The sequence below is a fragment of the Telluria sp. ZB2R32 genome (assembly GCF_059685715.1).
This window is the reverse complement of the sequence record NZ_JCASIG010000002.1, coordinates 684,535-709,556: the sequence shown is the minus strand read 5'-3', so window position 1 is coordinate 709,556 and position 25,022 is coordinate 684,535. Positions and strand designations below refer to the sequence as shown.

The 25,022-nt window shown below is 65.9% G+C and carries 22 protein-coding genes; 12 read left to right on the top strand and 10 right to left on the bottom strand.

The genetic code is table 11. The annotated features are described in order from the left end of the window. The 4 genes from AC56LG_RS08135 (at window position 1) to infA (ending at window position 6,091) form a co-directional block, all read left to right on the top strand. A complete protein-coding gene (locus AC56LG_RS08135; RefSeq protein ID WP_497165593.1) occupies window positions 1-3,180 on the top strand; it encodes an efflux RND transporter permease subunit in 3,180 nt (1,059 codons plus the stop codon). Further along, window positions 3,177-4,643, top strand: a complete 1,467-nt coding sequence (locus tag AC56LG_RS08130; RefSeq protein ID WP_497165592.1) for an efflux transporter outer membrane subunit — start codon at window positions 3,177-3,179, stop codon at window positions 4,641-4,643. Before AC56LG_RS08135 ends, AC56LG_RS08130 begins: the two co-directional genes overlap by 4 nt. A gap of 107 nt (window positions 4,644-4,750) precedes the next feature. Further along, window positions 4,751-5,299: a DNA-deoxyinosine glycosylase gene (locus tag AC56LG_RS08125; protein WP_497165591.1), complete on the top strand. Its 549-nt coding sequence runs from the start codon at window positions 4,751-4,753 to the stop codon at window positions 5,297-5,299. Window positions 5,300-5,821: 522 nt separating this feature from the next. Then, a complete protein-coding gene (gene infA, locus AC56LG_RS08120; RefSeq protein WP_497165590.1) occupies window positions 5,822-6,091 on the top strand; it encodes a translation initiation factor IF-1 in 270 nt (89 codons plus the stop codon). Between the two features lie 141 nt (window positions 6,092-6,232). Here the strand turns inward: infA and AC56LG_RS08115 are convergent, their stop codons facing one another. Then, complete coding sequence (locus AC56LG_RS08115) at window positions 6,233-7,402, bottom strand: tetratricopeptide repeat protein (RefSeq protein WP_497165589.1); 1,170 nt, start codon at window positions 7,400-7,402, stop codon at window positions 6,233-6,235. Window positions 7,403-7,478: 76 nt separating this feature from the next. Further along, the gene (locus AC56LG_RS08110; RefSeq protein WP_497165588.1) at window positions 7,479-8,360 is read right to left on the bottom strand and encodes an HDOD domain-containing protein; all 882 of its coding nucleotides are present in this window, start codon (window positions 8,358-8,360) and stop codon (window positions 7,479-7,481) included. 145 nt (window positions 8,361-8,505) lie between these two features. Between AC56LG_RS08110 and AC56LG_RS08105 the strand changes: the two genes are divergently transcribed. Next, window positions 8,506-9,075 carry a DNA-3-methyladenine glycosylase gene (locus AC56LG_RS08105; protein ID WP_497165587.1) on the top strand — a complete coding sequence of 190 codons (570 nt, stop codon included), beginning with the start codon at window positions 8,506-8,508 and terminating at the stop codon, window positions 9,073-9,075. Here AC56LG_RS08105 and AC56LG_RS08100 read toward each other — a convergent pair. Together AC56LG_RS08100 and AC56LG_RS08095 are read right to left on the bottom strand one after the other, a co-directional pair. Next, window positions 9,056-10,765 (bottom strand): methyl-accepting chemotaxis protein, encoded by a 1,710-nt coding sequence (locus AC56LG_RS08100; protein WP_497165586.1) that lies wholly within the window; start codon window positions 10,763-10,765, stop codon window positions 9,056-9,058. The two genes, AC56LG_RS08105 and AC56LG_RS08100, sit on opposite strands and share 20 nt — an antisense overlap. Before the next feature lie 56 nt (window positions 10,766-10,821). Further along, window positions 10,822-11,277 (bottom strand): cache domain-containing protein, encoded by a 456-nt coding sequence (locus tag AC56LG_RS08095; protein ID WP_497165585.1) that lies wholly within the window; start codon window positions 11,275-11,277, stop codon window positions 10,822-10,824. A gap of 298 nt (window positions 11,278-11,575) precedes the next feature. Here AC56LG_RS08095 and AC56LG_RS08090 point away from each other — a divergent pair, with 298 nt between their 5' ends. From AC56LG_RS08090 to AC56LG_RS08080, 3 genes are read left to right on the top strand one after another with little or no spacing between them, the layout of a single operon-like run. After that, window positions 11,576-12,979 carry a KamA family radical SAM protein gene (locus AC56LG_RS08090; protein WP_497165584.1) on the top strand — a complete coding sequence of 468 codons (1,404 nt, stop codon included), beginning with the start codon at window positions 11,576-11,578 and terminating at the stop codon, window positions 12,977-12,979. Window positions 12,980-12,997: 18 nt separating this feature from the next. After that, window positions 12,998-14,293, top strand: coding sequence for an MFS transporter (locus tag AC56LG_RS08085; RefSeq protein WP_497165583.1), 1,296 nt, complete (start codon window positions 12,998-13,000; stop codon window positions 14,291-14,293). Further along, on the top strand, window positions 14,262-15,110 hold the full coding sequence (locus tag AC56LG_RS08080) for a fumarylacetoacetate hydrolase family protein (protein ID WP_497165582.1): 849 nt from the start codon (window positions 14,262-14,264) through the stop codon (window positions 15,108-15,110). The genes AC56LG_RS08085 and AC56LG_RS08080 overlap by 32 nt, the downstream gene beginning before the upstream one ends. A gap of 69 nt (window positions 15,111-15,179) precedes the next feature. Here AC56LG_RS08080 and AC56LG_RS08075 read toward each other — a convergent pair whose 3' ends face one another. After that, window positions 15,180-15,917 carry a TauD/TfdA family dioxygenase gene (locus AC56LG_RS08075; protein WP_497165581.1) on the bottom strand — a complete coding sequence of 246 codons (738 nt, stop codon included), beginning with the start codon at window positions 15,915-15,917 and terminating at the stop codon, window positions 15,180-15,182. A 33-nt stretch (window positions 15,918-15,950) separates the two neighbouring features. After that, window positions 15,951-17,276 carry an aspartate aminotransferase family protein gene (locus AC56LG_RS08070; protein ID WP_497165580.1) on the bottom strand — a complete coding sequence of 442 codons (1,326 nt, stop codon included), beginning with the start codon at window positions 17,274-17,276 and terminating at the stop codon, window positions 15,951-15,953. Between the two features lie 230 nt (window positions 17,277-17,506). On the opposite strand from AC56LG_RS08070, the gene AC56LG_RS08065 reads away from it, so the two are divergent. Continuing rightward, a complete protein-coding gene (locus AC56LG_RS08065) occupies window positions 17,507-18,820 on the top strand; it encodes a PQQ-dependent sugar dehydrogenase (protein WP_497165579.1) in 1,314 nt (437 codons plus the stop codon). 182 nt (window positions 18,821-19,002) lie between these two features. Here the strand turns inward: AC56LG_RS08065 and AC56LG_RS08060 are convergent, their stop codons facing one another. Genes AC56LG_RS08060 through AC56LG_RS08045 form a run of 4 tightly spaced genes read right to left on the bottom strand, consistent with a single transcriptional unit; the run spans window position 19,003 to window position 23,182 of the window. Then, window positions 19,003-19,335 carry a hypothetical protein gene (locus tag AC56LG_RS08060; protein WP_497165578.1) on the bottom strand — a complete coding sequence of 111 codons (333 nt, stop codon included), beginning with the start codon at window positions 19,333-19,335 and terminating at the stop codon, window positions 19,003-19,005. 3 nt (window positions 19,336-19,338) lie between these two features. Further along, the gene (gene ctaD, locus AC56LG_RS08055; RefSeq protein WP_497165577.1) at window positions 19,339-21,855 is read right to left on the bottom strand and encodes a cytochrome c oxidase subunit I; all 2,517 of its coding nucleotides are present in this window, start codon (window positions 21,853-21,855) and stop codon (window positions 19,339-19,341) included. Continuing rightward, window positions 21,852-22,787 carry a cytochrome c oxidase subunit II gene (gene coxB / locus AC56LG_RS08050; protein ID WP_497165576.1) on the bottom strand — a complete coding sequence of 312 codons (936 nt, stop codon included), beginning with the start codon at window positions 22,785-22,787 and terminating at the stop codon, window positions 21,852-21,854. Before coxB ends, ctaD begins: the two co-directional genes overlap by 4 nt. Further along, the gene (locus tag AC56LG_RS08045) at window positions 22,784-23,182 is read right to left on the bottom strand and encodes a c-type cytochrome (RefSeq protein ID WP_497165575.1); all 399 of its coding nucleotides are present in this window, start codon (window positions 23,180-23,182) and stop codon (window positions 22,784-22,786) included. The genes coxB and AC56LG_RS08045 overlap by 4 nt, the downstream gene beginning before the upstream one ends. A gap of 92 nt (window positions 23,183-23,274) precedes the next feature. Here AC56LG_RS08045 and AC56LG_RS08040 point away from each other — a divergent pair, with 92 nt between their 5' ends. From AC56LG_RS08040 to AC56LG_RS08030, 3 genes are all read left to right on the top strand, one after another. After that, a complete protein-coding gene (locus AC56LG_RS08040; RefSeq protein ID WP_497165574.1) occupies window positions 23,275-23,835 on the top strand; it encodes a c-type cytochrome in 561 nt (186 codons plus the stop codon). Continuing rightward, window positions 23,832-24,194 (top strand): c-type cytochrome, encoded by a 363-nt coding sequence (locus tag AC56LG_RS08035; protein ID WP_497165573.1) that lies wholly within the window; start codon window positions 23,832-23,834, stop codon window positions 24,192-24,194. The genes AC56LG_RS08040 and AC56LG_RS08035 overlap by 4 nt, the downstream gene beginning before the upstream one ends. Before the next feature lie 188 nt (window positions 24,195-24,382). Next, complete coding sequence (locus AC56LG_RS08030) at window positions 24,383-24,937, top strand: carboxymuconolactone decarboxylase family protein (protein WP_497165572.1); 555 nt, start codon at window positions 24,383-24,385, stop codon at window positions 24,935-24,937. Window positions 24,938-25,022: the final 85 nt, after the last annotated feature.

Here is a 25,022-nt window from a genome sequence, read left to right as displayed (position 1 = left end):
ATGAACTTCTCCCGCTTCTTTGTCGACAAACCGATCTTCGCCGTCGTGCTGTCGGTGCTGGTCTTCGTCTCCGGCCTGATCGCGATTTTTCAATTGCCGATCTCCGAATACCCGGACGTGGTGCCGCCCTCGATCGTGGTGCGCGCCCAGTACCCGGGCGCCAACCCGAAGGTGATCGCCGAAACGGTGGCCGCGCCCCTGGAAGAACAGATCAACGGCGTCGAGAACATGCTGTACATGTCCTCGCAAAACACCTCCGACGGCGCGCTGATGCTGACCGTGACTTTCGCCATCGGCACCAATGTCGAGCAGGCCGAGACGCAGGTGCAGAACCGCGTCCAGCGCGCGCTGCCGCGCCTGCCGGAAGAGGTGCGCCAGATCGGCGTCACCACCGTGAAAAGTTCGCCGAACCTGACCATGGTGGTGCACCTGAACTCGCCGGACGGCCGCTACGATGACCTGTACCTGCGCAACTACGCGACCCTGAACATCAAGGACCGCCTGGCGCGCATCGAAGGCATGGGCGAAGTGCAGCTGTTCGGTTCCGGCGACTACGCCATGCGCGTCTGGCTCGACCCGCAAAAGGTGGCGCAGCGCGGCCTGGTCGCGGGCGACATCGTCGATGCGATCCGCGAGCAGAACGTGCAGGTGGCAGCCGGCGTCGTCGGCCAGGGCCCGGCCAAGGGCGCCGAATTCCAGTTGACCGTGAATACCCAGGGCCGCCTGTCGAGTGTCGAGGAGTTTGGCGCCATCATCGTCAAGACCGGCGAGGACGGCTCGACGACCTTATTGAAAGATGTGGCGCGCCTGGAGATGGGCTCGAATTCGTATGCGCTGCGCTCGCTCCTGAACAACAAGTCGGCGGTCGCCATCCCGATCTTCGAGGCGCCGAATGCGAATGCGCTGCAACTGTCGACGGACGTGCGCGCTACCATGGCCGAGCTGTCGGAAGAGTTTCCGGAAGGTGTCGAATACAGCATTGTGTACGACCCAACCCAATTCGTGCGCGAGTCGATCGACTCCGTGATTAAAACCCTGTTCGAAGCGATCGTGCTGGTGGCGATCGTCGTGATCGTGTTCCTGCAAAGCTGGCGCGCCTCGATCATTCCGCTGCTGGCGGTGCCGGTATCGGTGGTCGGCACCTTTGCCGTGATGCTGATGTTCGGCTTTTCGATCAATACCCTGTCGCTGTTCGGGCTGGTGCTGGCGATCGGTATCGTGGTCGATGACGCCATCGTCGTGGTAGAAAACGTCGAGCGCAACATCTCGAATGGCCTGAACCCGCACGACGCGACCATCCAGGCGATGAAGGAAGTGTCCGGCCCGATCATCGCGATTGCCCTGGTGCTGTGCGCCGTGTTCGTGCCGATCGCCTTTGTCTCCGGCCTGACCGGCCAGTTCTATCGCCAGTTCGCGCTGACGATTGCGATTTCCACCGTGATCTCGGCCTTTGCTTCGCTGACGCTGGCGCCGGCCCTGTCGGCGGCACTGCTGAAAGCGCACGATGCGCCGAAGGACCGCGTCACGCGCGCCATCGACACCGTGTTCGGGCGCTTCTTCGCCGCCTTCAACCGCTTCTTCGGGCGTGCTTCGCACCGCTACGAAGGCGGCGTGCAGACCGTCCTGCGCCGCAAGACCCTGTCCCTGGCCGTGTATGCGCTGCTGGGCGTGGGCGCTGTGGTCATGTTCAAGGTGGTGCCGCCCGGCTTCGTGCCGCAGCAGGACAAGGCGTATCTGATCGGCTTTGCCCAGCTGCCCGACGCCGCCTCGCTCGACCGTACCGACGCCGTCATCCGCCGTATGTCGGCGATCGCCACCGAGATTCCCGGTGTCGAATCGTCGATCGCTTTCCCGGGCCTGTCGATCAACGGCTTTACCAATGCACCGAACGCCGGCATCGTGTTCACCGGCCTGAAACCGTTCAGCGAACGGCGCGGCAAGGAGCAATCGGCCGAGGCGATCGCCGCCGAAATCAACAAGCGCATGGGCGCGGTCGAAGACGCCTTCGTGATGGTGCTGCCGCCACCGCCCGTGAATGGCCTCGGCACGACAGGTGGCTTCAAGATGATGCTGGAAGACCGCGGCAACCTCGGCTACGACGCGCTGTACAAGGCGACGCAGGCGATGCAGGCCAAGGCCTGGGCCGACCCGCGCTTGCAGGGCGTGTTCTCGAGCTACCAGATCAACGTGCCGCAGCTGTTCGCCGACGTCGACCGCGTAAAGGCCAAGCAGCTCGGCGTGCCGCTGCAAACGATTTACCAGACTTTGCAGGTGAACCTCGGCTCGCTGTATGTGAACGATTTCAACCAGTTCGGCAGGACCTACCAGGTGCGGGTGCAGGCCGATGCCCAGTTCCGCTCGCAGCCAGAGCAGATCTCGCAGCTGAAGGTGCGTAACCTGAAAGGCGAGATGATCCCGCTGTCGTCGCTGATGCAGGTAAAGGACAGCTATGGACCGGACCGCGTGCAGCGCTACAACGCTTATGTGACGGCCGACATGAACGGCGCCCCGGCGGCCGGCGTCTCGTCGGGCCAGGCGCAAGCCATCTTTGAAAAGATCGCGCAGGAGACGCTGCCGAAAGGGATCGCCTACGAATGGACCGACCTGACCTACCAGGACATCCTGTCGGGGAACACCATGGTGTATGTCTTCCCGCTGTGCGTGCTGCTGGTATTCCTGGTGCTGGCTGCCCAATATGAAAGCTGGACCCTGCCGCTGGCCGTGATCCTGATCGTGCCGATGTCGATCCTGTGCGCGCTGCTGGGCGTGAAACTCACCGGTGGCGACAACAACATCTTCACGCAGATCGCGCTGTTCGTGCTGGTGGGGCTGGCCTCGGAAAATGCGATCCTGATCGTGGAGTTCGCCCGCGAACTCGAGCACCACGGCCGCAGCGTGATCGACGCGGCACTGGAAGCGAGCCGCCTGCGCCTGCGTCCGATCCTGATGACCTCGATCGCATTCATCATGGGCGTGGTGCCGCTCGTGTTTTCCAGCGGCGCCGGCGCCGAGATGCGCCACGCGATGGGGGTGGCGGTGTTTGCCGGCATGCTGGGCGTGACCTTCTTCGGCCTGTTCCTGACGCCGCTGTTCTACGTCCTGCTGCGCACCTTTGCCAAACGTTTCGAGAAACAACCTGCGACCCCGCCGGTGTTTGCAGTGGAAGGAGTCGCACAATGAAAACGATGATTGCACCCCTGATGGTGGCACTGCTGCTGAGTGCCTGTGCAGCGCCCGCATTCAAGCAACCGGCCATCGACACCCCGGCCGCGTTCAAGGAGGCAAGCGCCATCCAGACCGCCGCCGACGGCAACCGCTGGACCCAGGCGCGCCAGGCCGAGCAGCAGCCGCGCGGCGCATGGTGGCTCGCCTTCCAGGACCCGCGCCTGACCGAACTGGTCGACGAGGCGACCCGCAACAATGCCAGCCTGGCCGTCGCCGCGGCGCGCGTGAAGCAGGCGCGGGCGATCGCGGGCATCGCCCAGGCCGACCGCACTCCCCAGGTCGGACTCGGTGTCCAGGCCCAGCGCGCGCGCCCGGCGCCGCGCGACCTCAATCTGCCGCAGGGCAGCCCGATCGCGCCGCAGAACAGTTATAGCGCCAGCCTCAGCGCCAGTTACGAGGTCGACCTGTTGGGCCGCGTAAGTGCGAACGTCGAAGCGGCGCGCCAGGATGCCGGCGCCGCCCTTGCGACCTACCGCTCGGTGCTGCTGTCGCTGCAGGCCGACGTGGCGCAGACCTGGTTCCGCCTGCAGGCGCTCGACGCCGAACTGGCGACGGTGGATGCCGCCGTGCGCCTGCGCGCCGAAAGCGTGCGCGTCAACCAGCGCCGGTTCGACCTGGGCGACATCGGCGAATTCGACCTGACCCGCGCCCGCACCGAACTGTCGGCCACGCGCGCCGAAGCGATCGGCCTGCAGCGGCAACGCACGAATGCCGAACACGCGCTCGCCGTGCTGCTGGGCCGCCCGGCGGCGCGCTTCACAGCCGCCAACAATCCCTTGCCGGAGGCGCTGGCGCTGCCCGCGATTCCCGCCGGGCTGCCCTCGACCTTGTTGGAGCGGCGCCCCGACATCGCCGCCGCCCAGCGCGCGATGGAAGCGGCCAATGCGCGCATCGGCGTGGCGCGCGCGGCGATGTTCCCGGCCTTGACCATCGATGCCGCCGGTGGCGGCGTCGGCGGCACGATGGCCGAAGCATTCAAATGGAGCAGCCGCTCCTGGGTGCTGGGCGCGCTGCTGTCGCTGCCCGTCATCGACGGCGGCCGCAACCGGGCGAACGTGACGCGTAGCGAAGCGGCGCTGGAGGAATCGGTGGGCGCGTATCGCGAACGGGTGCTGGCGGCCTTTGCCGAAGTCGAAGACAACCTGGCCGGCGTGCGCATCCTCGCCGCCCAGGGCGAGCAGGTCGACGACGCGGTGCGCTCGGCGCGCCGTTCGGTGGAACTGGCGCAAAAGCTCTACGACGCCGGCCGCTCCAGCTACCTCGACCTGCTCGACGCCCAGCGCAACCTCGCCGCCAGCGAGCGCAGCGCGGCCCAACTGCGCGGCAACCAGGCCATGACGACGGTGGCGCTGATCCGCGCGCTCGGCGGCGGCTGGGATGCGCCCGCGCCGGCAGCCGCGCCGCTGGCTGTGCGCTAAACGGGTGCGCTGAACGATTTGCTGTGTGACCCTTTGCGGCGGACCAGGCGTGGTCCGCCGTTTTTTTGTGTGCGGCCCGGCCGCGCGGGCAGGGCTACAATCCCCGCATGACCACGCCTGCATCTCCCGACTCGCTACTCCTGACCGGCCTCGCGCCGGTGCTCGATCCCGGCATCCGCATCCTCCTCCTCGGCAGTTTTCCTGGCGCCCAGTCGCTCGCCGCCGCCCAGTACTACGCACATCCGCGCAATCAATTCTGGCGCCTGGTCTCGGCGCTGGTCGATGAAGACCTGGCCGCGCTGCCATACGCCGAACGTTTGCCGCGCCTGCTGGCGCACCGCATCGGCCTGTGGGACGTGCTCGGCGCCTGCGAGCGCGAGGGCAGTCTCGACTCCGCCATCCGCAAACCCGCGGCCAACGATTTCGCGCGCCTGCACAGCCTGTGTCCGGAACTGCAAACGGTCGGCTTTAACGGCCAGGCGTCGGGAAAATTCGCGCCGCAATTCCAAGAAGCCGGCTACCGCACCGTCGTGCTGCCGTCGAGTTCGCCGGCGCACATGGCGATGAACTTCGAGCAGAAGTTGCAGGTATGGCGCCAGCTGGTAGAAGAGGGCGCGCCGGTACAAGCGGCGCCCGCGCAAGGCTCCCTGTTGTGACCAGCCGGGCATTGTCTGTTGTTGCAGCCGGACAATTCTGACCCGGTCCATACGCGCCTTTTCGATCCGTGGTACACTGATTTCAGTCGTGAGGGTAAATAGGCCTTGACGACATCCCCTCAAGGCCCGCAACGCGATGTGTGTAACGTCGCCAGCGACCAGCCAGGCGGGATTGATTCGAGATACATTGGTCGACTTACACCGATGGGGGCACCACGCAGATAGCATGGGCGTCCAGGGCTCCGCACCTTGCAGATAGCATTGGCAGAGCAGCGATACAAAGCATTGACAAACCATTGAAACGAAGCTCGCACCGTGCGGGCTTTTTTTTCTATCAACGCGCAGGTCGGCGTCCGGCTGCAGTCCCGGATCGAAGCCGCCGCGTCACTATCCGCCAGATCGCGGCCCATTCACTTTTTTTTCGCCGATCCAGTCACCTGCGGGCACTGGCATCGCGCAGCAGCATCGTCGCGGCGCCGTCGTCTTGCGCCAGCTCGCACCAACCTTCAAAGGAAGAACAACATGGCAAAAGAAGAACTCATCGAAATGAACGGCCTCGTCACCGAAGTGCTGCCGGAACTGCGTTTCCGCGTCGAAATGGATAACGGCCACAAGCTCGTCGCCTACACCTCGGGCCGGATGAAGAAAAACCACATCCGCATCCTGGCGGGCGACAAGGTGACGCTGGAACTGTCGCCGTACGACCTGAACAAAGGCCGTATCGTGTTCCGTCACATCGAAACGCGCGGCGCGCCGGCACCACGCCCGGGCGGCTTCCAGCGCCGCCGCTAAGCAGTTCATGTTGCCGGTTGCGGTGTGCGCATTGACGCCATCGCGGCCGGCAGCGGTATCACCCCGGTGCGGCCTCCCGGCCGCGCCCGCATCTCTCCAGTGGCGCAAGGTCACGCAGGTTTCAACTTCTCTCCCCACCGATTACCGACGCTGCGTTCCTGCCGCCATCGCGCGCAAGTGCCCCAGCTTGGCCGAATAACGTTCGCGCGTATCCGGCCGCACGCTGGTGTCGCGCGCCAGCGCCAGCTGCTTCTCGGCGCTGCGCCATTCTCCTAGCTGCAAGTTCGCCGCACCGAGCCAGAAATGGAACTCGTCGTTGTCGGGCGCACGCGCGACTTCGCGTGCGAACAGGCTGCGCGCCGCGGCGAAATCGCCCGCATGGTAGGCGGTCATCCCCTGCTGGAAGTAGTGGTAGGGCGGCGCCGGGTACAGGCGCGCCAGCCGCTCCTCCAGCACCGCGGCTTCGGCCTGCTTGCCGTTGGCCGCCAGCAGTGGCGCGAGGTTCTGCAGCACGACCAGGCTGTCGGGCTCGCGTTCGAGCGCGGCGCGGTAGGCCCGTTCGGCCAGCAGCGGGCGGCCGCTGCGCTGGTAGACGACGGCCAGCGTATTGAGTGCGCCCTCGAAGCCTGGTTTGCGCAGCAGGGCGCCGCGCGCCCACCAGTAGGCCTCGGCATGGTGTCCCTGGACCAGCTCTTCGGCGGCGCGGTTGTTCATGTAGCGGGCGACGATATCGGCTTCGTCGAGGAAGCGCACGCGCTCGCGGGCGTTCGGCGGCAACTGCACGAAATCGACGGTAAGTACGCCGCTGGTATCGTCGGTGCTGCGCGGCCCTTTCGGCGCCAGGCTCAGGTTGACGTGCGAGCTGACCAGGAAGAGCGTGCGGTCGCGGCTCCAGGTGTCCTCGATCTGCACGTCGCGGAAGCTGACGTTCATGTCCAGTGCGCGCGCGAAGGCGGCGGTCATGATGACCAGCGACAGGCAGTTGCCCCTGCGTGCCGCATAGGTTTCGGCGGCGGTGCCGGTGTACGTGGAATCGTAGTCGAGCGCGAGTTCGCGGCGATCGTACAGCGCGCGCACCAGGCCGGAGGTCGGACCATAGTCGCGCAGCAGGGTGCGGAACTGCGTGCTGCCCAGGTGGCGGCGCATCTCGGGACTGAGTGTGAACAGGTTATCGGCATCGATGTGCGTCGCCGGCCGCGGGAAGGCGGCGTCATCGAGCAGGGCGGCGACGCGGCCGGCGGCAGCGGGATCCTGCACTTGATGGGCGCAGCCGGACAATACGAGGAGCAGCGCCAGGATCCAGGTTTTCATCATGCCTCCCAAGCCGGTAGCGATGTCCCAGTATCGTCCGCCCCAGGTTGGCTGTCAAAGCCTGTATTTACTGGTTTTACTGATCGTCGTGCAGCGCTTCTTCGAGTTCATCCAGCAGTTCGTCCGCCTCGTCCTCGTCGAGCGAGAGATAGGCGCAGGCGCGTACGCCGCCCTTGTCCCATTCGGGCGAGCCGGCATGGCCCTGGTAGCGGCGCAGCGCGCGCTCGGCCAGCAGCGACAGGGCGACCAGAGAGCGCACCGCGTCGTCGGTGTGTTCGTCTTCCAGCACGCTGTAGTCGTGGTGGTGCAGGATCGCCCACGCCACCTCGCCCGACAAGCCCCAGTTACGCGCCAGCAGGGTGCCGACGGCCGCGTGATTGGTGCTGTGGCGTTCGTCCTCGAGCGCCGTGAACGGGCGCTGCGCTTCGGCCTCGGCGTCGAGGAAGGTGGCCTCATAGTCGGGGAAGCGCTTGACCAAGAGCGGCATCCCGGTATCGCAGAACAGGCCGAAGGTGTGGGCGATGTCGGGCGCGCCGATGCGCAGGCGGCGCGACAGGAACACCATCGCATGCGAACGCCTGGTCGAAACGTCCCAGAAATTGGCGAGCGCGGCACTTTCGACGGGAATCGCCTGGCGCGCCAGCAGGCCCGTCATCAGCGCCGCCACCTGGTTAATGCCGAGGAACAGGATCGCCTGCTCGATCGACTTGGCGCGGCGTCCGCCGAACAGCGAGGAATTGGCTAGCTTCAGCAGGGCGCCGGCCATGCCGACGTCGGCCGCGACGATGCGGCCGATGCGCTCCGGCGACGGATCGCTCGACGCCAGTTCGGCCTGCAAGTCGGCCAGCAGGCTGGGACGCGGCGGAATGCGAATCGACTTGATCAATTCGTCGACCGGGTCGGCGGCGGCAACAGGTGCGACGCGCTGTGGCATTGCATGGGCGGCAACTGTAGTCATGGAGGGAAAGTGCTTATAGGAAATAAAACGAAGACCGCCACTATAAACGATGCTGCATTTCATTGCAGCAACATGGTACGGTGATCAGGTCCTTGTGTGGCAAAACGGACAGAGCGCTGTTGTCGAAACGCCTAAAATCGCCCGCATGAACCCAGCACATCTCGCAGGAATCGATTTTTATGCGCCGAGCGATGTGGTCGCGCGCCAGTTGATCGGGGTCGTGGTCCTGATCGACGGCGTCGGCGGGCGCATCGTCGAAACCGAAGCCTATGACCGCGAAGATCCGGCCTCGCACGCCTTTTCCGGTCCCACCGAGCGCAACGCTGCCATGTTCGGGCCGCCGGCGCATTGCTATGTCTACCGCTCCTACGGCATCCACTGGTGCCTGAATTTCGTCTGCCGCGAAGAGGGACATGGCGCCGGGGTACTGATCCGTGCGATCGAGCCGTTGGCGGGCCTGGATGTCATGCGCCAGCGCCGCGACGCCGAGGACGCCGCGGCGCTGTGTTCCGGCCCCGGTAAATTGTGCCAGGCGCTGGCGGTGACGCGCGCCTTCAACGGCCAGTCGCTGGCGCAACCGCCGTTCGTTCTGGAAGCGGCGCCCGCGGGACTCGAGATCGTTGAGGGCCCGCGCATCGGCATCTCCAAGGCGATGGACGTGCCCTGGCGCTTCGGCCTGGCCGGCTCGCGTTTCGTCAGCCGTCCGTTCCGCTGACCTGATCGACGCTGCCGGCATGCGCCAGCGCCGGCGGCGCATCTCTCATCGCTTTGCGCATCGGACTGCCCGGCGCGCGCCGCTCGCGCGGGTCCTGGAATTCGGCCTGCTCGTCTACCGTAGCCGCCTCGGCCAGCGGTTCGATGCCGTCGATCTGGAACACCGACACGGCGCGCGCCAGGTTGACGGTCTGCTCGTGCAGGCTTTCGGCCGCCGCCGCCGCTTCTTCGACCAGGGCCGCGTTCTGCTGGGTCATGTCGTCCATCTGCCCGACCGCGTGATTGACTTCGGCGATGCCCTCGGCCTGTTCGGTGCTGGCGATGCTGATGCGCTCGATGATGTCGTTTACCTGTTTTACGGAAGCGACGATATGGCCCATGCTGCTGCCCGCTTCGTTGACCGAGGCCGCGCCGCCGTCGATGATCGCGACCGAATCGGCGATCAGCGCCTTGATTTCCTTGGCCGCCGCCGCCGAGCGTTGCGCCAGCGTGCGCACTTCGGAGGCCACCACCGCGAAGCCGCGTCCCTGTTCGCCGGCACGCGCCGCCTCGACCGCCGCGTTCAGCGCCAGGATATTCGTCTGGAACGAGATGCCGTCGATGACGCCGATGATCTCGACGATCTTGCGCGAGCTGGCGCGGATCGATTCCATCGTCGTCACTGCGCGGTCGACCGCCTGGCCGCCGTGCGCCGCCAGGCGCGCCGCTTCCGCTGCGAGGTCGGTCGCCAGGCGCGCGTTGTTCGCGTTGTCCTTGACTGCCACCGTCAGCGTTTCCATGGCGCTGGCGGTCTGTTCGAGCGAGCCGGCCTGCATTTCGGTGCGGGTCGACAGGTCGAGGTTGCCGGTGGCGATTTCCTTGGAGGCGGTATCGATCGAACGCACCGAGGTCAGGATCGCGTGCAGGGTCGTGTTCAGGGTGCCGATGGTGTGGTCGAGTGCGCGCGAGGTGTCGGCGATCTCGTCGCGACCCGTGCTGCCGGTGGCGCCGGCGAGGCGGCCTTCGGCCAGTTCGTTCACCACGTCAGAGATGGCGCGGATATCCTGCAGCATGGCGCGCCGTACCAGCATCGTCACCGTCAGCGAGAGGGCGATCGACAGCACGACCAGCACCGCCATCGTCACGCCCAGCATGCGGAATTCGGCGCCGGCGGCGGCATACGCTTCTTCGCTCAGGTGGGTCTCCAGCGCCGCCAGCTGCGCCAGCTGGGTATTCAATACGCCGAACTCCTTTTCTGCCTTCTGCATCGAATTGGTGGCGATCGACTGGTCGACCTGCGCCATCTCGATGGTGTCCAGCACCGCCTTGCGGTAGGCGGCCAGCGCCGTGGCGGAAGCGTCGATCAGCTTGCGTTCGGCCGGCTCGGCGACCTTCGCCAGTGCCTCCAGCCGGGTCTTGATGTCGGCATGCTTGTGGTTGATGTCCTTGACCAGGCCGTCGAGCCGCTCCTTGGCGAAGCTGCCGCTGATCCAGGCCAGCAATTGATAGATGTTGGCGTGCGCATGCTTGGCGTCGCCGGCGACGTCGGCCGTATCCTGCAGGCGCGCCGCGCGCACCTGCACCATGTTCTCGAGCGAGGCATGCTGGCGCACCATGCCGTAATAGGCGCCGCCGGACAGCAGCGTCAGCAGCACCAGCACCAGTCCCGGCGCCAGCAGCAGCTTCGGGCCAATCCGTAGTTTTTTCAGCATGCTTTTCTCCGTTACCAAATAAAAGGGCGGCCGAAGCCGCCCCCATTTCACTGCGTTTATTTCTTGTAGATGCCCGCTTCCAGCACCACGTCGTCGACTTTCATGACATACGTCGTCTTCGGTTCGATCTTGCCGGTGGTCGGGTTTTTGTACACGTAGTCGACCCAGCCTTTCCCCTTGGCGGCAGCCAGGTCGATGATCGCGCGGCGGTATTTCTTGCCGTTGGCGTCGGGCACATCGGTCAGGTCCTTGCCGACGATCGAGGGATTGTGCGGATGCGCCAGCATCACGCCCGTCTTGATGTCGCGCATGCCGACATACAGTTCGCCCTGGACGAATTCCGGATCCTTGGCGCTGATGCGCTTCATCATTTCTTCCTTGCCCTTCGCCTTCATCAGCGAGGCGCCGCGTTCGGTCATGGCGATCGCATCTTTTTCAGTCGGGTCATTGGCCAGTGCACCGGAGCAGGCAAGTCCGAGGCACAGGGCGGTGGCAGTGGCGAGCAGCTTCATGGAACAATCCTTTCGATAGACGTGCATGGGTAAAACTTTCCTAAGTGCATTGGGAAATGTACGCTGCACTTTCAATAGGCAATTTGCGCTCGCACAAAGCGTTCCCGGCGGTGCAGACAGCGTGCAACATGTCTTCAAGCAAACTAATTATTCTTAAAAGAAAGTTTGTTTCGCCGTAGTTGATGGTTGGCAATTCATGCGGATTGCGTGCCCCTAAGATGAGTTCCTGCCGGCAATTTCTTACTCAAGAATTCGCCAGCTGCCACCGCCACCCATCTTTCCTTTCCAGGAGCATGCCGTGACCACCGAATCGACCCCCGCCAAGTTCAAGCCGTATACCCGCCAGACCATCGCGCTGGCGCGCCAATGGCAATGGATGAGCCCCGAGCTGCAGGAAGCGACACAAGTCGTCTCGCATGTGCTCCCGTTTCGCGTCAACGAATACGTGCTCGACCAGCTGATCGACTGGGACCGCATCCCCGACGATCCGATCTTTCGCCTGACCTTCCCGCATCGCGACATGCTGCCCGCGCGCGAATACGAACAGCTGCGCGACCTGGTGCTGCACAAGAGGGACGACGCCGCCACGGCGAAACTGGCGCACCAGATCCGCATGCGCATGAACCCGCACCCGGCCGGCCAGATGACCCACAACGTCCCCCGCGTGAACGACGCGCCGCTGCACGGCCTGCAGCACAAGTACAAGGAGACGGTGCTGTTCTTCCCGAGCGCGGGCCAGACCTGCCACGCCTATTGCACCTTCTGCTTCCGCTGGCCGCAGTTCGTCGGCATGGACGACATGAAGTTCAATGCGAAAGAGTGCTCGGAACTGGTGTCCTACCTGGCGACGCACCCGGACGTGACCGACGTCCTGCTTACCGGCGGCGACCCGATGATCATGAATACGCGCTCGCTCACGGAATTTCTCGAGCCTTTATTGGCGCCCGAACTGGCCCACATCCAGAACATCCGCATCGGCACCAAGTCGGTCGCCTACTGGCCGCAGCGCTTCGTCTCCGACAAGGATTCCGACGACCTGATGCGCCTGTTCGAGCGCGTGGTAAAAGCCGGCAAGAATCTGGCCATCATGGGCCACTACAACCACGTGGTCGAACTGCGCGCGCCCGTAGCGCAGGCCGCCGTGAAACGCATCGTCGGCACCGGCGCCACGCTGCGCATGCAGGGGCCGCTGATCCGCCACATCAACGAAGACCCGAAAAGCTGGGCCGAACTGTGGACCACCGGCGTACGTTTGGGCGCGATCCCGTATTACATGTTCGTCGAGCGCGACACCGGTCCGAGCGATTATTTCGCGCTGCCGCTGGCAAAGGCCCACGAGATCTTCCAGCAGGCCTACTCGATGGTGTCGGGCCTGTCGCGCACCGTGCGCGGGCCGTCGATGAGCGCCTTCCCCGGCAAGGTCGTGATCGACGGCGTGGTGACGATCAACGGCGAAAAACTGTTCGCCTTGCAGTTCCTGCAGGCGCGTAATCCGGACTGGGTACGCAAACCCTTCTTCGCCAAATACGATTCGGAAGCCACCTGGCTCGACCACCTGAAACCCGCCTTCGGCCGCAAGAAATTCTTCTTCGAAGAGGAGGGCGGTGACCCTAGCCACTACGTGCCGGGCGGCCGCGTGATCCCGATCGTGCCGGCCACGCACGACCGCCGCGCCAGCGACAACCAGCCCAGCGCAGCCTGATCCAGGCCCGGATCCGCCATGGGCGACCAAAGCGCGCCACGCCGCAGCGGCGTGGCGGTTTTCTTCTGCGTGTTCCTGCCGTTCGCGCTGGGACACTACCTGTCTTCGCTGGTCCGCAACGTGAATGCGGTGCTGGCGCCCGACCTGGTCAAGGAGCTGGCGCTGACCTCCGGCCAGCTTGGCCTGCTGACCAGCGCCTTCTTCTTTGCGGCGGCGCTGGTGCAGCTGCCGGTCGGGATGGCGCTCGACCGCTACGGGCCGCGCAAGGTGCAGCTGGTCTTGATGACCTGCGGCGCGCTGGGCGCCTTGCTGTTCGCGTACGGCCAGAACTTCGGCCAGCTGCTGCTTGCGCGCACCTTGATCGGCGCCGGCCTCGGCGGCTGCTTCATGTCGGCCGTGAAGGCGGTCGCGACCTGGGTCGACCCGAAGCGGCTGCCCTCGGTGCAGGGCTACCTGATCGCGGTCGGCGGCCTGGGTGCGGCGTCGTCCACGATGCCGGTCACGAAAGTGCTGCAGTACATGGACTGGCGCGCCCTGTTCGTCGCGATCGCAGCCCTGATCGCCTGCTGCGGCCTGCTGATCCGCCTGCTCAGTCCCCCGACAGCCGCCACCGGCGCCAAGGCGCCGACGGTCAAGTCGATCCTCGACGTCTACCGCAACCCGGCCTTCCGCAAGGCGACCTCGCTGGTGGTGGTGTCGCACATGGTGTTCTTCGGCATCCAGGGCTTGTGGATCGGACGCTGGCTGTCGGACGTGGCGCGCTTTCCCGAACCGGTGGTGGCCTACCTGCTGTACATGGGCATGGCGTCGGTGATCTTCGGCGCGGTCGCGGTCGGCATGGTCACCGAGTGGGCAGGGCGGCGCGGCATCGCCCCGCTCGACGTGGCCGCGGCCGGGGTGGCCGTGTTCGTGGTGATCCAGGCGGCGATGGCGTGCAACTGGCGGCCCGGCATGCAGCTGTTGTCGGTGATGTTCACGCTGGTCGGCACGATCACCGGCATCGAGTTCGCGATCGTCTCGCAGAGCATGCCCAAGGAACTCACCGGGCGCGCCGCCACCTGCCTGAACCTCGTGATCTTCGTGGGCGCCTTCCTGGTGCAGGCGGGCTTTGGCCAGCTGATCGGACTGTGGACGCCGGACGCGGCGAACCACTACCCGGCGGTGGCCTACCGGGTCGCCTTCGGCGTGCTGGTGCTGCTGCAACTGCCCGGCCTGGTCGGCTACTTCCTTCGACGGCGTCCGCTACAATGCGAGATTGCCATATTGACCCCGAAGGAAGACTATGAAATTGGTACGCTACGGTCGCCCCGGTAAGGAAAAACCGGGACTGCTGGATGAAGAAGGACGGTTGCGCGACCTGTCGGGCGTGATTGCCGACATCGACGCAGCCGTCCTGTCGGACCGTGCCCTGCGCAAGATCGCCAAGATCGACTACAAGACCCTGCCGCTGGTGCGCGGCAATCCGCGCCTGGGCGTGCCGGTCAAGGGCAGCGGCAAGTTCCTCGGCATCGGCATGAACTATTCGGACCACGCGGCCGAAATCGGCGCGCCGATCCCGAGCGAGCCGATCATGTTCACCAAAGCCATCTCCTGCCTGTCGGGTCCGGACGACCCGATCCAGCTGCCGAAAGGCTCGAAGAAGACCGACTGGGAAGTCGAACTGGGCGTCGTCATCGGCACGCGCGCGCAGTACGTCGACGAGGCCGACGCGCTCAAGTACGTGGCCGGCTACTGCGTCGTCAACGACGTCACCGAACGCGCCTACCAGTTCGAGCTGGGCTCGCAGTGGGACAAAGGCAAGGGCTGCGACACCTTCGGGCCGGTCGGCCCCTTCCTGGTCACGCGCGACGAAGTCTACGACGTGCAGGACTTGAACATGTACCTGGAAGTGAACGGCAAGCGCATGCAGACCGGGAACACCTCGAAGATGGTGTTTACGGTGGCGCAGATCGTCAGCTACCTGTCGCGCTTCATGACCCTGGAACCGGGCGACATCATCTGCACCGGCACGCCGCCGGGTGTCGGCATGGGCCGCACGCCGCAACGCTTCCTGAAAAAGGGAGACCAGGTGCGGCTGGGGATCGAGGGACTGGGCGAGCAGCAGCAGGAAGTGCTGGCCTACCCGAAGTGAAGTAAAGAGTAAAACCCTGCGCTGGCCGGCGAGTACTGGCCAGCGCCCGGGTAAAACAGGGTCGTACGATCAGCCCAGCCAGTAGCGCGTCAGGTGGCGCACCGGGTCGGTGTACTTGCTGCGCGCATGCATCAGGCGCTGGTTGTTCCAGATGAGCATGCTGCCTTCCGGGATCAGCACCTGGATCATGTTTTCATAGAAGAATTTTTCGCCGGCTTCGGCGATGCGCCCGAGCGGCGTTTTCGCGTATTGGCCGGGCGTGGCGAAATCGCCTTCGGAAGGATTCACGTCGCCGAAGCGGAACTGGTTATAGCTGAACCTGAACAGCCGGTTCCCGTCCTTTTCGTCGATCAGCCGGGTGTGGAACTGGCGCCGGCTCATGCCGGGCATGGCGCTGGCCAGGAAGGTGACGTCGTTGTTGTTCACCCATTCCTTCATGTCGGCGCTGAGCGAATCGTAGAAGGCGAGGCCGTCGGCCAGCAGGGTCTGGCCGCCGCCGCATTGCGCCTGCCTGTGGCAGTGCAGGGCCAGGTATTTGGGCGGCGGGTCGTACACGGGCGCTTCGGTGTGCGGGCCGATACTGTTTTTACTTTGCGAGAAGGGCAGCTTTTCGAAGCCCGGTTTCAGCGTGACCTCGTAGGTTTCCTCGCCATTGAATTGCGGGACGATGCGGCCGAAATGCGCCAGCGCCGCACGCGGGCCGTCCTGCAGCAGCGCACGCGGCAGGATCGTCCAGCCGCGCTCTTCCAGTTCGGCCTTGCAGCGGTCGATGCCGGCGGCCGCTTCCATCACGTTCGATTCACTCATGTCCGGTTTCCTTTCGAAGGAGTGGTAAGGGCGTCAAGGCTGCAGCGCGGCGTCGAGCGCTTCGGCCAGGCGCGTCACGATCTCGCCCAGCTCCGCTTCGCTGGTGATAAACGGTGGGGCCAGCAGCACGTGGTCGCCGTTCTGGCCGTCGACGGTGCCGCCCATCGGGAACACCATCAGCCCGCGTTTGAACGCTTCCGCCTTGACCGCCGCATGCAGCTTGCGGTCGGGCGAGAAGGGCACCTTGGTGGCGCGGTCCTGCACCAGTTCGAGCGCCATGAACAGGCCGCGCCCGCGGATGTCGCCCACGTGCGGATGCTGGCCAAAGACGTTGCCGAGCATGCGGCGCAGCGTCGCTCCGCGCTTTTGCACCTGCGCGAGCAGGTTGTCGCGCTCGATCACCTTTTGCACGGCCAGCGCGGCGGCCGCAGCCACCGGATGGCCGATATAGGTGTGGCCGTGCATGAAGGCGCCGCTGCCCTGGCGCAGCCGGTCGAGGATCGCGCCTTGCGCCAGCACCGCGCCGATCGGCTGGTAGCCGGCGCCCAGGCCCTTGGCCACCGTGATGATGTCGGGCGCCACCCCTTCCTGTTCGATCGCGTACATGGTGCCGGTGCGGCCCATGCCGCAGGCGATTTCGTCGGCGATGAACAGCACGCCGTGACGGTCGCAGATCTCGCGCACGCCCTTGAAGTAGCCGGGCGTCGGCGGCACCGCGCCCGCGCTGGCGCCGACCACCGGTTCGGCCACGAAGCCGATCACGTTCTGCGCGCCGGCCTTCATGATCGCGGTCTCGAGTTCGTCGAGCAGCATGGCCGTGTACTCGTCGACCGACTGCTGCGCGCCGCGTCCGCGGTATTCGTTGCAGGGGGAGACGCGCGGCACGTCCATCAGGATCGGCGCGAAGGGTTTGCTGCGCCAGGCGCTGCCGGAAATCGCCAGCGCGCCGAGCGTATTGCCGTGGTAGCTCTGGCGGCGCGAGATGAACAGCGAACGCTGCGGCTCGCCGCCTTCGTAGAAATACTGGCGCGCCAGTTTCAGGGCGGTTTCCATCGCTTCCGAACCGCCCGAAACGAAATAGGCGCCCTTGATGCCGGCCGGCGCGCCCGCCACCAGGCGCGACGCCAGTTCCTCCGCCGCTTCGGTCGTGAAGAAGCCGGTATGCGCATAGGCGCATTCGTCGATCTGGCGGTGCATCGCTTCGATGATGTCGGGATGGGCGTGGCCGAGGGCGGAGACGGCCGCGCCGCCGCAGGCGTCGATGTAGGTATTGCCCTGCCTGTCGGTGAACTCGATGCCTTGCGCCGACGCGACCACGGGCGGGATCTGGCGCAGGCTGCGGTGGATGATATGGCTCATGGTGCTCCCTTCCGTTAGAAGTTGACGGTCAACAATAAGCGGCGGGGCGCCGGCTTCTGTTGATGCCGATTGGAAGCCGGGCAGATAATTTTCCGGTAGGACACTTTTGCAACGCTCATGCGGGAACGGCCGGGCAGCCATCGATTGCCGAACGAAATCGAGACGAACGGCATTATGTGATTTGCTACACTCGGCGCATTCGCTCACCGTTTCCGTCACAGGAGAATCGCATGCGCCTCCCATCCACCCTGCTTGCCGCAGCCGCGCTGCTGACGCTGGCCGGATGCGCCGGCCGGTCCAGCCTGCCCATCGGCGCCGGCGCCGGTCCAACTCCGGTGCTGCCGCAACCGCAGCGCAGCCTGATCCCGACGGTTGACATTGCACCGGCCAAGGGCTGGAACGGCGCCAAACCGGCCGTGGCGCCGGGCCTGGAAGTAAGCGCCCTGGCGTCCGGCCTGGACCACCCGCGCTGGCTGCACGTGCTGCCCAACGGCGACGTGCTGGTGGCCGAATCGAACAAGCCGCAAACGCCGGAAACCAAGAAATCGGGCATCAAGGCGTGGGTGATGGAGAAGGTAATGGAAAAGGCGGGCGCCGGCGTGCCCAGCGCCGACCGCATCACGCTGCTGCGCGATGCCGACGGCGACGGCGTCGCCGAGACCCGCACCGTGTTCCTGAAAAACCTGCATTCGCCGTTCGGCATGGCGCTGGTCGGCGAGACCCTGTATGTGGCAAATGCCGACGCCATCGTGCGCTTCCCGTACCAGCAAGGCGCGACCGGGATCGCCGCCGCGCCGCAAAGGGTGGCGCCGCTGCCGGCCGGGCTGAACCACCACTGGACCAAGAACATCATCGCCAGCCGCGACGGCAGCAAACTGTACGCGACCGTCGGCTCGAACAGCAACGTCGGCGAAAACGGCATGGAAAACGAAATCAACCGCGCCGCCATTCTCGAAGTCGACGCCGGTACGGGTGCCACGCGCCTGTTCGCCTCGGGCCTGCGCAACCCCAACGGCCTGGCCTGGGAGCCGCAAACCGGCGCCCTGTGGACGGTGGTGAACGAGCGCGACGAAATCGGCAACGACCTGGTGCCCGACTATCTGACCTCGGTGAAGGAAGGCGCCTTTTACGGCTGGCCCTACAGTTACTATGGCCAGCACGTCGACGAACGTGTCAAGCCGCCGCGTCCGGAGCTGGTGGCCAAAGCCATCCCGCCGGATTACGCGCTCGGCGCCCATGTCGCCGCGCTTGGCCTCACCTTTGCCGCAGGCGCGGAGCTGGGCGCGCCTTTTACCAATGGCGCGTTTATCGGCCAGCACGGTTCCTGGAACCGCAAGCCGCTGGCCGGCTACAACGTCGTGTTCGTACCCTTCGCCGGCGGCAAGCCGAATGGCAAGCCGGTCGAAGTGCTGAGCGGTTTCGTCGACAGGAACGGCGATGCGCTGGGGCGCCCGGTCGGCGTCGCGATCGACAAGGCCGGCGCGCTGCTGGTGGCGGACGATGTCGGCAACGTCGTCTGGCGCGTACGGCGGGCGGCACGGTGAGTTTTCGAGGTGCGGACGCGCGTTGAACGCGTGGGGTAACTCAGGCCAATGGCCTGAGTTACACGCCGCCCACCCTACCTTCCTCGGTACAGGTTGTGTTTGTGCTTGACCCGTAAGGTGGGCGGGTTCTCCGCCCACGCGTTCAACTAACGGTTGAACATCGCACATCACATCACATCACATCACGCGCAGCCATCCACAAACCACAAGGGCACCGACGTCCACGCCACCCCCGCAAACGCCAATAAAGCCGTCAGCGCCCCCGCCCGGTCCAGCAGCGCGATCTTCTCGTCGCTCCCGCCCAGCGCATGGCGCCCGCGCCAGGCCAGCGCCGCGCAGATCGCCAGCGCGACGATCGTCATCAGCGCCAGCGGCCAGCGCTGCGGGTTGCCCGGCGTGAAACCGGCCGGGCTGCACTGGGCCGCCACCAGCACGTAGCTGCCGGCGAAATGCGCGGCCCAGACCAGCAGCGGCAGGGTGCCGCGGATCAGCTTTCGGAAGAACCGTTCGCGCATCGCTCACTCCATCAGCAAGGGGACGACATGGACCGCCAGGGCCGCAACGATCCCCTGCAGCGTCGTGTAGTGCCAGATCAGCGCCGTATTGTCGAGCGTGGCGCGGCTAGCAGGGCCGAGGCGGCCGCTCCAGGCACGCGCCGTCAGATAGGGGCCGGCGATCGCCAGGATGACCACGTGCAAGCCCTGGTAGCTTACCAGCGCCGCGATCGTCGCGCTCCAGGCCTGCGCGCGCGGCGCCAGCCCGGCCAGGCCGTAGCCGTGCAGGGTAATGGCGAAGGCGGCGATCACGCAGCCGGTCGCCGCCAGCGCCAGCCAGGGCAGGCGCCGCTTGCCGATGCTGCGCAGCGCCCATGACATCAGGCCGGAACCGGCCAGCAGCAAGACGCCGGAGAGCATCGACCAGCGCAGCTCGGGAAGGCTGGCCGACGGTGGCGGGCACACTTCCAGTCGCATCGAGATGTGGATGTGCGCGAAGACGAAGGAAGCGAAGATCGTTGCATCGACCACCAGCATGATGATCGTGCCCCACCATGAGTGCGAGGCGCTGCCGCGCGCGCCCACCGGCAACACCAGCGTATCGGACACGCGCGCCTGGCCGAGCGGCGGCGTATGGTCCGAGTTCCACAACCAGGCAATCGTGGAGACGATGGCGGTGATGCCGCATACCCAGGCCAGCGCCGTCATCTTGACGGTCAGCAGCAGGAAGAAACCGGCAGTGCCGGCGGCCGCGATGATGGGCAGCCAACTGTCGGTGGGCAGCACCAGCAGGTAGGCCGGCCTGGCGCCGACCGGGCTGGTGGCGATCGTTTCGCGCTGGCCGCTGACGGTACCCGGCAGATAATGCTGGCCGGCCTCGACCTGCCTGGCGAGACCGGGCTGGTCCCACAGCGGATCGGCGGAGATCACCTCCGGGATGCTGCGCGCATTATAGGTTTCCGTGGGCAGCCATTCGAGCGTCGCTGCGTTCCACGGGTTGTTGACCGCCTGGCCCGGCCGGCGCAGCGTGCGAATAGCGTCGGCCAGCACCAGCAGCACCCCGAACGCGAGCACGAAGGCGCCCAGTGTCGACACCAGGTTCAGCCCGTCCCAGCCCATCTCGGTGGGATAGGTATACACCCGGCGTGGCATGCCCAGCAGGCCAGTGATGTGCATGGGGAAGAAGGCAATATTAAAGCCGCCGAACATCAGCCAGAATGCCCAGGTTGCCAGGCGCTCGGACATGCAATGGCCCTTGATTAGCGGAATCCAGTAATACAGCGCCGCGAACACCGGAAACACCATCCCGCCGACCAGCACGTAATGGAAGTGGGCCACGATGAAATAGGTATCGTGCGCCTGCCAGTCAAAGGGCAGCACCGCCACCATGACGCCGGTCAGCCCGCCCAGCACGAAGATGAACATGAAGCCGCCCAGGAACAGGGCCGGCGCGTTCATCGTCACCTTGCCGCGCCAGAGCGTGGCGATCCAGCCGAACACCTGGATCGCGGTCGGTACTGCAACAGCCATGCTGGCGGCCGAGACGAAACTCATCGTCATCACGCCCAGGCCAGCGGTGAACATGTGGTGCGCCCACAGCCCGAAGCTGAAGAAGCAGACGACGATCAATGCCACGATGATCGCTTTTCTCCCGACCAGCGGCGTGCCGGCGATCGACGGGATCATGGTCGAGACCATGCCGGCGGCCGGCAGGAAGATGATGTAGACCTCGGGGTGGCCGAAGAACCAGAACAGGTGCTGCCACAGGATCGGGTCGCCGCCGCGCTCGCCAATGAAGAAGGGCCAGTCGAAGGCGCGCTCCATTTCCAGCAGCGCGGTGCCGGCGATGATCGCCGGGAAGGCGAACACGATCATCACGGCCACGACCAGCATCGCCCAGGCATACACCGGCATGCGCGACAGCGTCATGCCCGGCGCCCGCGTGAACAGGATGCCGATGATCAGTTCGATGGCGCCGGCGATCGCCGAGATCTCGATGAAGCCGATCCCGAGCAGCCAGAAGTCGGCGTTCAACCCCGGCGAATACTCTTTCCCCGTGAGTGGCGGGTACATGAACCAGCCGCCGTCGGGCGAGAGGCCGAAGAACAGCGTGCAAAAAAAGGCGAGGCCGCCGATCGCATACGCCCAGTAGGCATAGGCGGACAGGCGCGGGAAAGGTAAATCGCGCGCACCGAGCATGTTCGGCAACAGGAACACGGCGATCGCCTCGACGATCGGGATGGCGAACAGGAACATCATCACCGTGCCATGCATGGTGAAGACCTGGTTGTACACCGAGGCGCTCATCAGGCCGTTGTCGGGCACGGCCAGCTGGGCGCGCATCATCAGGCCGAGGATGCCGGCCAGCAGGAAGAACAGCAGCGCGGTGCCGATGTAGAGCAGGCCGATGCTGGTGTTGTCGACGCGTTTGAAGAAGCGCCAGCCGGTCGGCCTGCGCCATGCGTCTTCGAGTTGCGCCAGTTCGCCCTCGGGACGGGGCAGGGAGCTGGGCAGGCGTTGTGGGAGTGCGGTATCCGTCATTTCAGCTGTTCGAGGTAGGCGGCCAGGGCTTGCAGCGTGGCCCCGTCGATGTCGGTGGCGGCCGGCATCCGCGCGCCCGGTTTGATGGCTTGCGGATCGGCGATCCAGCCGGCCAGGGTGCCGCGATGGTTGCGCAGGGTGCCGGCGGCGATGTGCGTGCGTCCGCCGACGTGGGTCAGGTCGGGCCCGAGGCGCGCGTGTTCGGCGCCGGCCACGCCGCGGATCGTGTGGCAGCTCTGGCAGCGCTGCTCGAGGAAGGCGGCGCGGCCGCGCTCGATCAGGGCGTCGCCAGGCGCCGGCGCCGGCTGCGCTTCCCGCGCCAGCCAGCGTGCGAATTCGTCCGGCGTCATCGCGACCACGTACAGCGCCATGCGCGCATGCTGCTCGCCGCAGTATTCGGCGCACTGGCCGCGATAAATGCCGGGCTTGTCGGCCTGCAGGGTCAGACCGTTGACGCGGCCCGGTACGGTATCCATCTTGCCGTTCAGGGCCGGCACCCACAGGCTGTGGATCACGTCGGTCGAGGTCAGGCCGACATACACCGGACGCCCCGTTGGGATACGGATCTCGTTGGCGCTGACCACCTCGCGCCCGCTGGCCGGGTCGTGATAGCGCACTTCCCACCACCACATCTTGGCGGTGACGCCGATGCTCATGGCGCCGCGCGAGGATTGCGGCGTCAGTTCGGCGCTGCGCCAAGTGCTCCACACCAGCAGCGCGCTGAGCACCACGACCGGAAAGGCGATGCCGGCGCCGGCGATCCACCAGCGCGTCGCCACCGGCCGCTTGTCGGGGCGCACGCTCATGACCAGCAGCGCCATCACCGCCACGAAGATGACGGCGGCGCCGCCGAACAGGATCCAGGACAGGTGCGCGATGATGGCCGCATCGGGGCCGGCGGGGTGGAGGACGGATTGCAGCGGTGTCGTCATCGCAGCGTCAACAGATATGCCGCCATGTGGCGCGCTTCTTCGGGCGAGACGCCCAGGTCGGGCATGGCGCTGCCGGGTTTCAGGGCTTGCGGATTGTCGAGCCAGCGCACCAGGTTGTCCGCCGTGTTCGGGATGCCGCCGGCGATGTAGTTTCTCCGGCCGAATTGTTCCAACGGTGGCCCGGCGTTGCCGACCGCGCCCGCCACTTCCGGAATCGCATGGCAAGCCGTGCACTGGTATTGCGCCATCAGGCGCTGGCCACGGACCGGATCGCCGCCGCTGACCTGCCTGGGCGCCTCGTCCTTGCCGCAGCCGGCCAGCAATGCCAGGCACAGCCCGGCCAGGCCAAGGGGGCGGGCAAGCGGCACGGCAGGGAGGGGAAAGTGATTGCGCACAATTGAATCCGATGAAACCATAGGCTCTATATAATACAAGAGGAAACAGTATCATTTTTTCAACAGTGCGCACCCCCTGCCAGCCATCGACGATGCCCTCGAACCGCCGCCGCCTGATCCTGAAAACCGCCGCCACCACCCTGGTGCTGGCCGGGCTCGCCGCCGCCGCGGCCGGAGCGGTCGTGTTGCGCGCCGGCTGGTACGACACCACGGCCACCTCGCAGCACCTGCAGCCGGTGTACTCGCTGCTGGAGCAGGGCATGCGCTATTCGGTACGCAATCATTCGAAAGACGTGATCGTGCCGGCGCTGGGCGCGCCGCAGCAAGTGGCGCGCGGCGCGGCCGTCTACGCCGCCCATTGCGTCCAGTGCCATGGCGCGCCCGGCGTGGCGCAAGCCAAGATCGGGCAGAGCATGCAGCCGCTGCCCGGCCCCCTGATCGACGCCGGCGCGCGCTGGACACCGCGCGAGCTGTACTGGATCACCAAGCACGGCATCAAGATGAGCGGCATGCCGGCCTGGCAGTTCCATATGAGCGACGCCGACCTGTGGGCGGTGGTCGCCTTCATGGGCGTGCTGCCGACGCTGTCGGCGCGCGACTATGCGCAGGCGAGCGGACAACCGGCGCCGGCTGCCGCAGGAGCAGCCCGATGAGCGCGCGCCTGTTGATCGGCGCCCTGGCGCTGGGGCTGCTGGCCGGCTGCCAGGACAAGCCGCCGCCGGCCGGCGTGCAGGGCGACCCCGAACGCGGCCGCGTCGCGCTGGCCCAGCACGCCTGCCGCGCCTGCCACATGATCCCGGGACTGGCCGGCCCCGAGACCTATGTCGGGCGCCCGCTGGCCGACCTGGCCGAGCGCCGCTTCATCGCCGGCAGCCTGCCCAACACCCAGGCGAACCTGGTGCGCTGGATCCGCGATCCGCAATCGATCGACCCGGGCACGGCGATGCCGGCAATGGGTGTCAGCGAACGCGACGCGCTCGACATGAGCGCCTGGCTGCTGACTTCGAAGTAGGGTGGCCGGCTCCACCCGGCCGCTTGCACACCCTGCGCCCTGAACGCCGCCCACGCGTCCGACCGGCGCTGAAATAGCCGCGCACGGTCCGCTGATTGACAAAACGCTAGCCCGTACAGGATTCCTTTTGATCTTTAGCGGAAGCTGTGCGACTATTTTTTCCATTTGGACACTTCCACGAGGCCACTATGCGTGACCGCCTGCCCCCGATCCCGCCCGACCAGCTGACCGAAGCACAGCGCCGCGCCGCCCAGGCCGTCATCGCCGGGCCGCGCGGCGCCTTGTACGGTCCCTTCGTGCCGCTGCTGCGCAGTCCCGAACTGCTGGAAAACGCGCAGCACATGGGCGAATACCTGCGCTACCGCAGCGCCATCGGCGTGCGCCTGTCGGAACTGGTGATCCTGGTGACGGCGCGCCAGTGGAACCAGGCGGTGGAGTGGGCGATTCACGCGCCGATCGCGGCGCAGGTGGGATTGCCGGCGCACGTGATCAACGCGATCGCGCGGCGCGAACGGCCGGTCAACATGCTGGTGGACGAAGCGGTGGTGCATGACTTCTGCATCGAGCTGCACCAGAACAAGCAGGTATCGGACGCTACCTATGGCGAAGCGCTGGCCCTGTTCGGCGAGCAGGGCGTGGTCGACCTGATGGGATTGAACGGCTATTACACCTTCCTGGCGATGGTGATGAACACCGCGCGCACCGAGGTGCCGGTATCGAGCGCGGTGGCGCTGCCGGAGTAAGGGCGCACTGGCGTGCATTGTTAAACCGATTCGACTCGTCGGCGGTGGTGCACCGTAGGGTGGGCTCTTGAGCCCACGCGTTCGC

What these genes read in the sequence shown, in the direction of transcription:
- AC56LG_RS08135 (WP_497165593.1), top strand. Translation starts at nt 1, where the DNA reads ATGAACTTCTCCCGCTTCTTTGTCGACAAACCGATCTTCGCCGTCGTG.
- AC56LG_RS08130 (WP_497165592.1), top strand. Translation starts at nt 3,177, where the DNA reads ATGAAAACGATGATTGCACCCCTGATGGTGGCACTGCTGCTGAGTGCC.
- AC56LG_RS08125 (WP_497165591.1), top strand. Translation starts at nt 4,751, where the DNA reads ATGACCACGCCTGCATCTCCCGACTCGCTACTCCTGACCGGCCTCGCG.
- infA (WP_497165590.1), top strand. Translation starts at nt 5,822, where the DNA reads ATGGCAAAAGAAGAACTCATCGAAATGAACGGCCTCGTCACCGAAGTG.
- AC56LG_RS08115 (WP_497165589.1), bottom strand. Translation starts at nt 7,402, where the DNA reads ATGAAAACCTGGATCCTGGCGCTGCTCCTCGTATTGTCCGGCTGCGCC.
- AC56LG_RS08110 (WP_497165588.1), bottom strand. Translation starts at nt 8,360, where the DNA reads ATGACTACAGTTGCCGCCCATGCAATGCCACAGCGCGTCGCACCTGTT.
- AC56LG_RS08105 (WP_497165587.1), top strand. Translation starts at nt 8,506, where the DNA reads ATGAACCCAGCACATCTCGCAGGAATCGATTTTTATGCGCCGAGCGAT.
- AC56LG_RS08100 (WP_497165586.1), bottom strand. Translation starts at nt 10,765, where the DNA reads ATGCTGAAAAAACTACGGATTGGCCCGAAGCTGCTGCTGGCGCCGGGA.
- AC56LG_RS08095 (WP_497165585.1), bottom strand. Translation starts at nt 11,277, where the DNA reads ATGAAGCTGCTCGCCACTGCCACCGCCCTGTGCCTCGGACTTGCCTGC.
- AC56LG_RS08085 (WP_497165583.1), top strand. Translation starts at nt 12,998, where the DNA reads ATGGGCGACCAAAGCGCGCCACGCCGCAGCGGCGTGGCGGTTTTCTTC.
- AC56LG_RS08080 (WP_497165582.1), top strand. Translation starts at nt 14,262, where the DNA reads ATGAAATTGGTACGCTACGGTCGCCCCGGTAAGGAAAAACCGGGACTG.
- AC56LG_RS08075 (WP_497165581.1), bottom strand. Translation starts at nt 15,917, where the DNA reads ATGAGTGAATCGAACGTGATGGAAGCGGCCGCCGGCATCGACCGCTGC.
- AC56LG_RS08070 (WP_497165580.1), bottom strand. Translation starts at nt 17,276, where the DNA reads ATGAGCCATATCATCCACCGCAGCCTGCGCCAGATCCCGCCCGTGGTC.
- AC56LG_RS08065 (WP_497165579.1), top strand. Translation starts at nt 17,507, where the DNA reads ATGCGCCTCCCATCCACCCTGCTTGCCGCAGCCGCGCTGCTGACGCTG.
- AC56LG_RS08060 (WP_497165578.1), bottom strand. Translation starts at nt 19,335, where the DNA reads ATGCGCGAACGGTTCTTCCGAAAGCTGATCCGCGGCACCCTGCCGCTG.
- ctaD (WP_497165577.1), bottom strand. Translation starts at nt 21,855, where the DNA reads ATGACGGATACCGCACTCCCACAACGCCTGCCCAGCTCCCTGCCCCGT.
- coxB (WP_497165576.1), bottom strand. Translation starts at nt 22,787, where the DNA reads ATGACGACACCGCTGCAATCCGTCCTCCACCCCGCCGGCCCCGATGCG.
- AC56LG_RS08040 (WP_497165574.1), top strand. Translation starts at nt 23,275, where the DNA reads ATGCCCTCGAACCGCCGCCGCCTGATCCTGAAAACCGCCGCCACCACC.
- AC56LG_RS08035 (WP_497165573.1), top strand. Translation starts at nt 23,832, where the DNA reads ATGAGCGCGCGCCTGTTGATCGGCGCCCTGGCGCTGGGGCTGCTGGCC.
- AC56LG_RS08030 (WP_497165572.1), top strand. Translation starts at nt 24,383, where the DNA reads ATGCGTGACCGCCTGCCCCCGATCCCGCCCGACCAGCTGACCGAAGCA.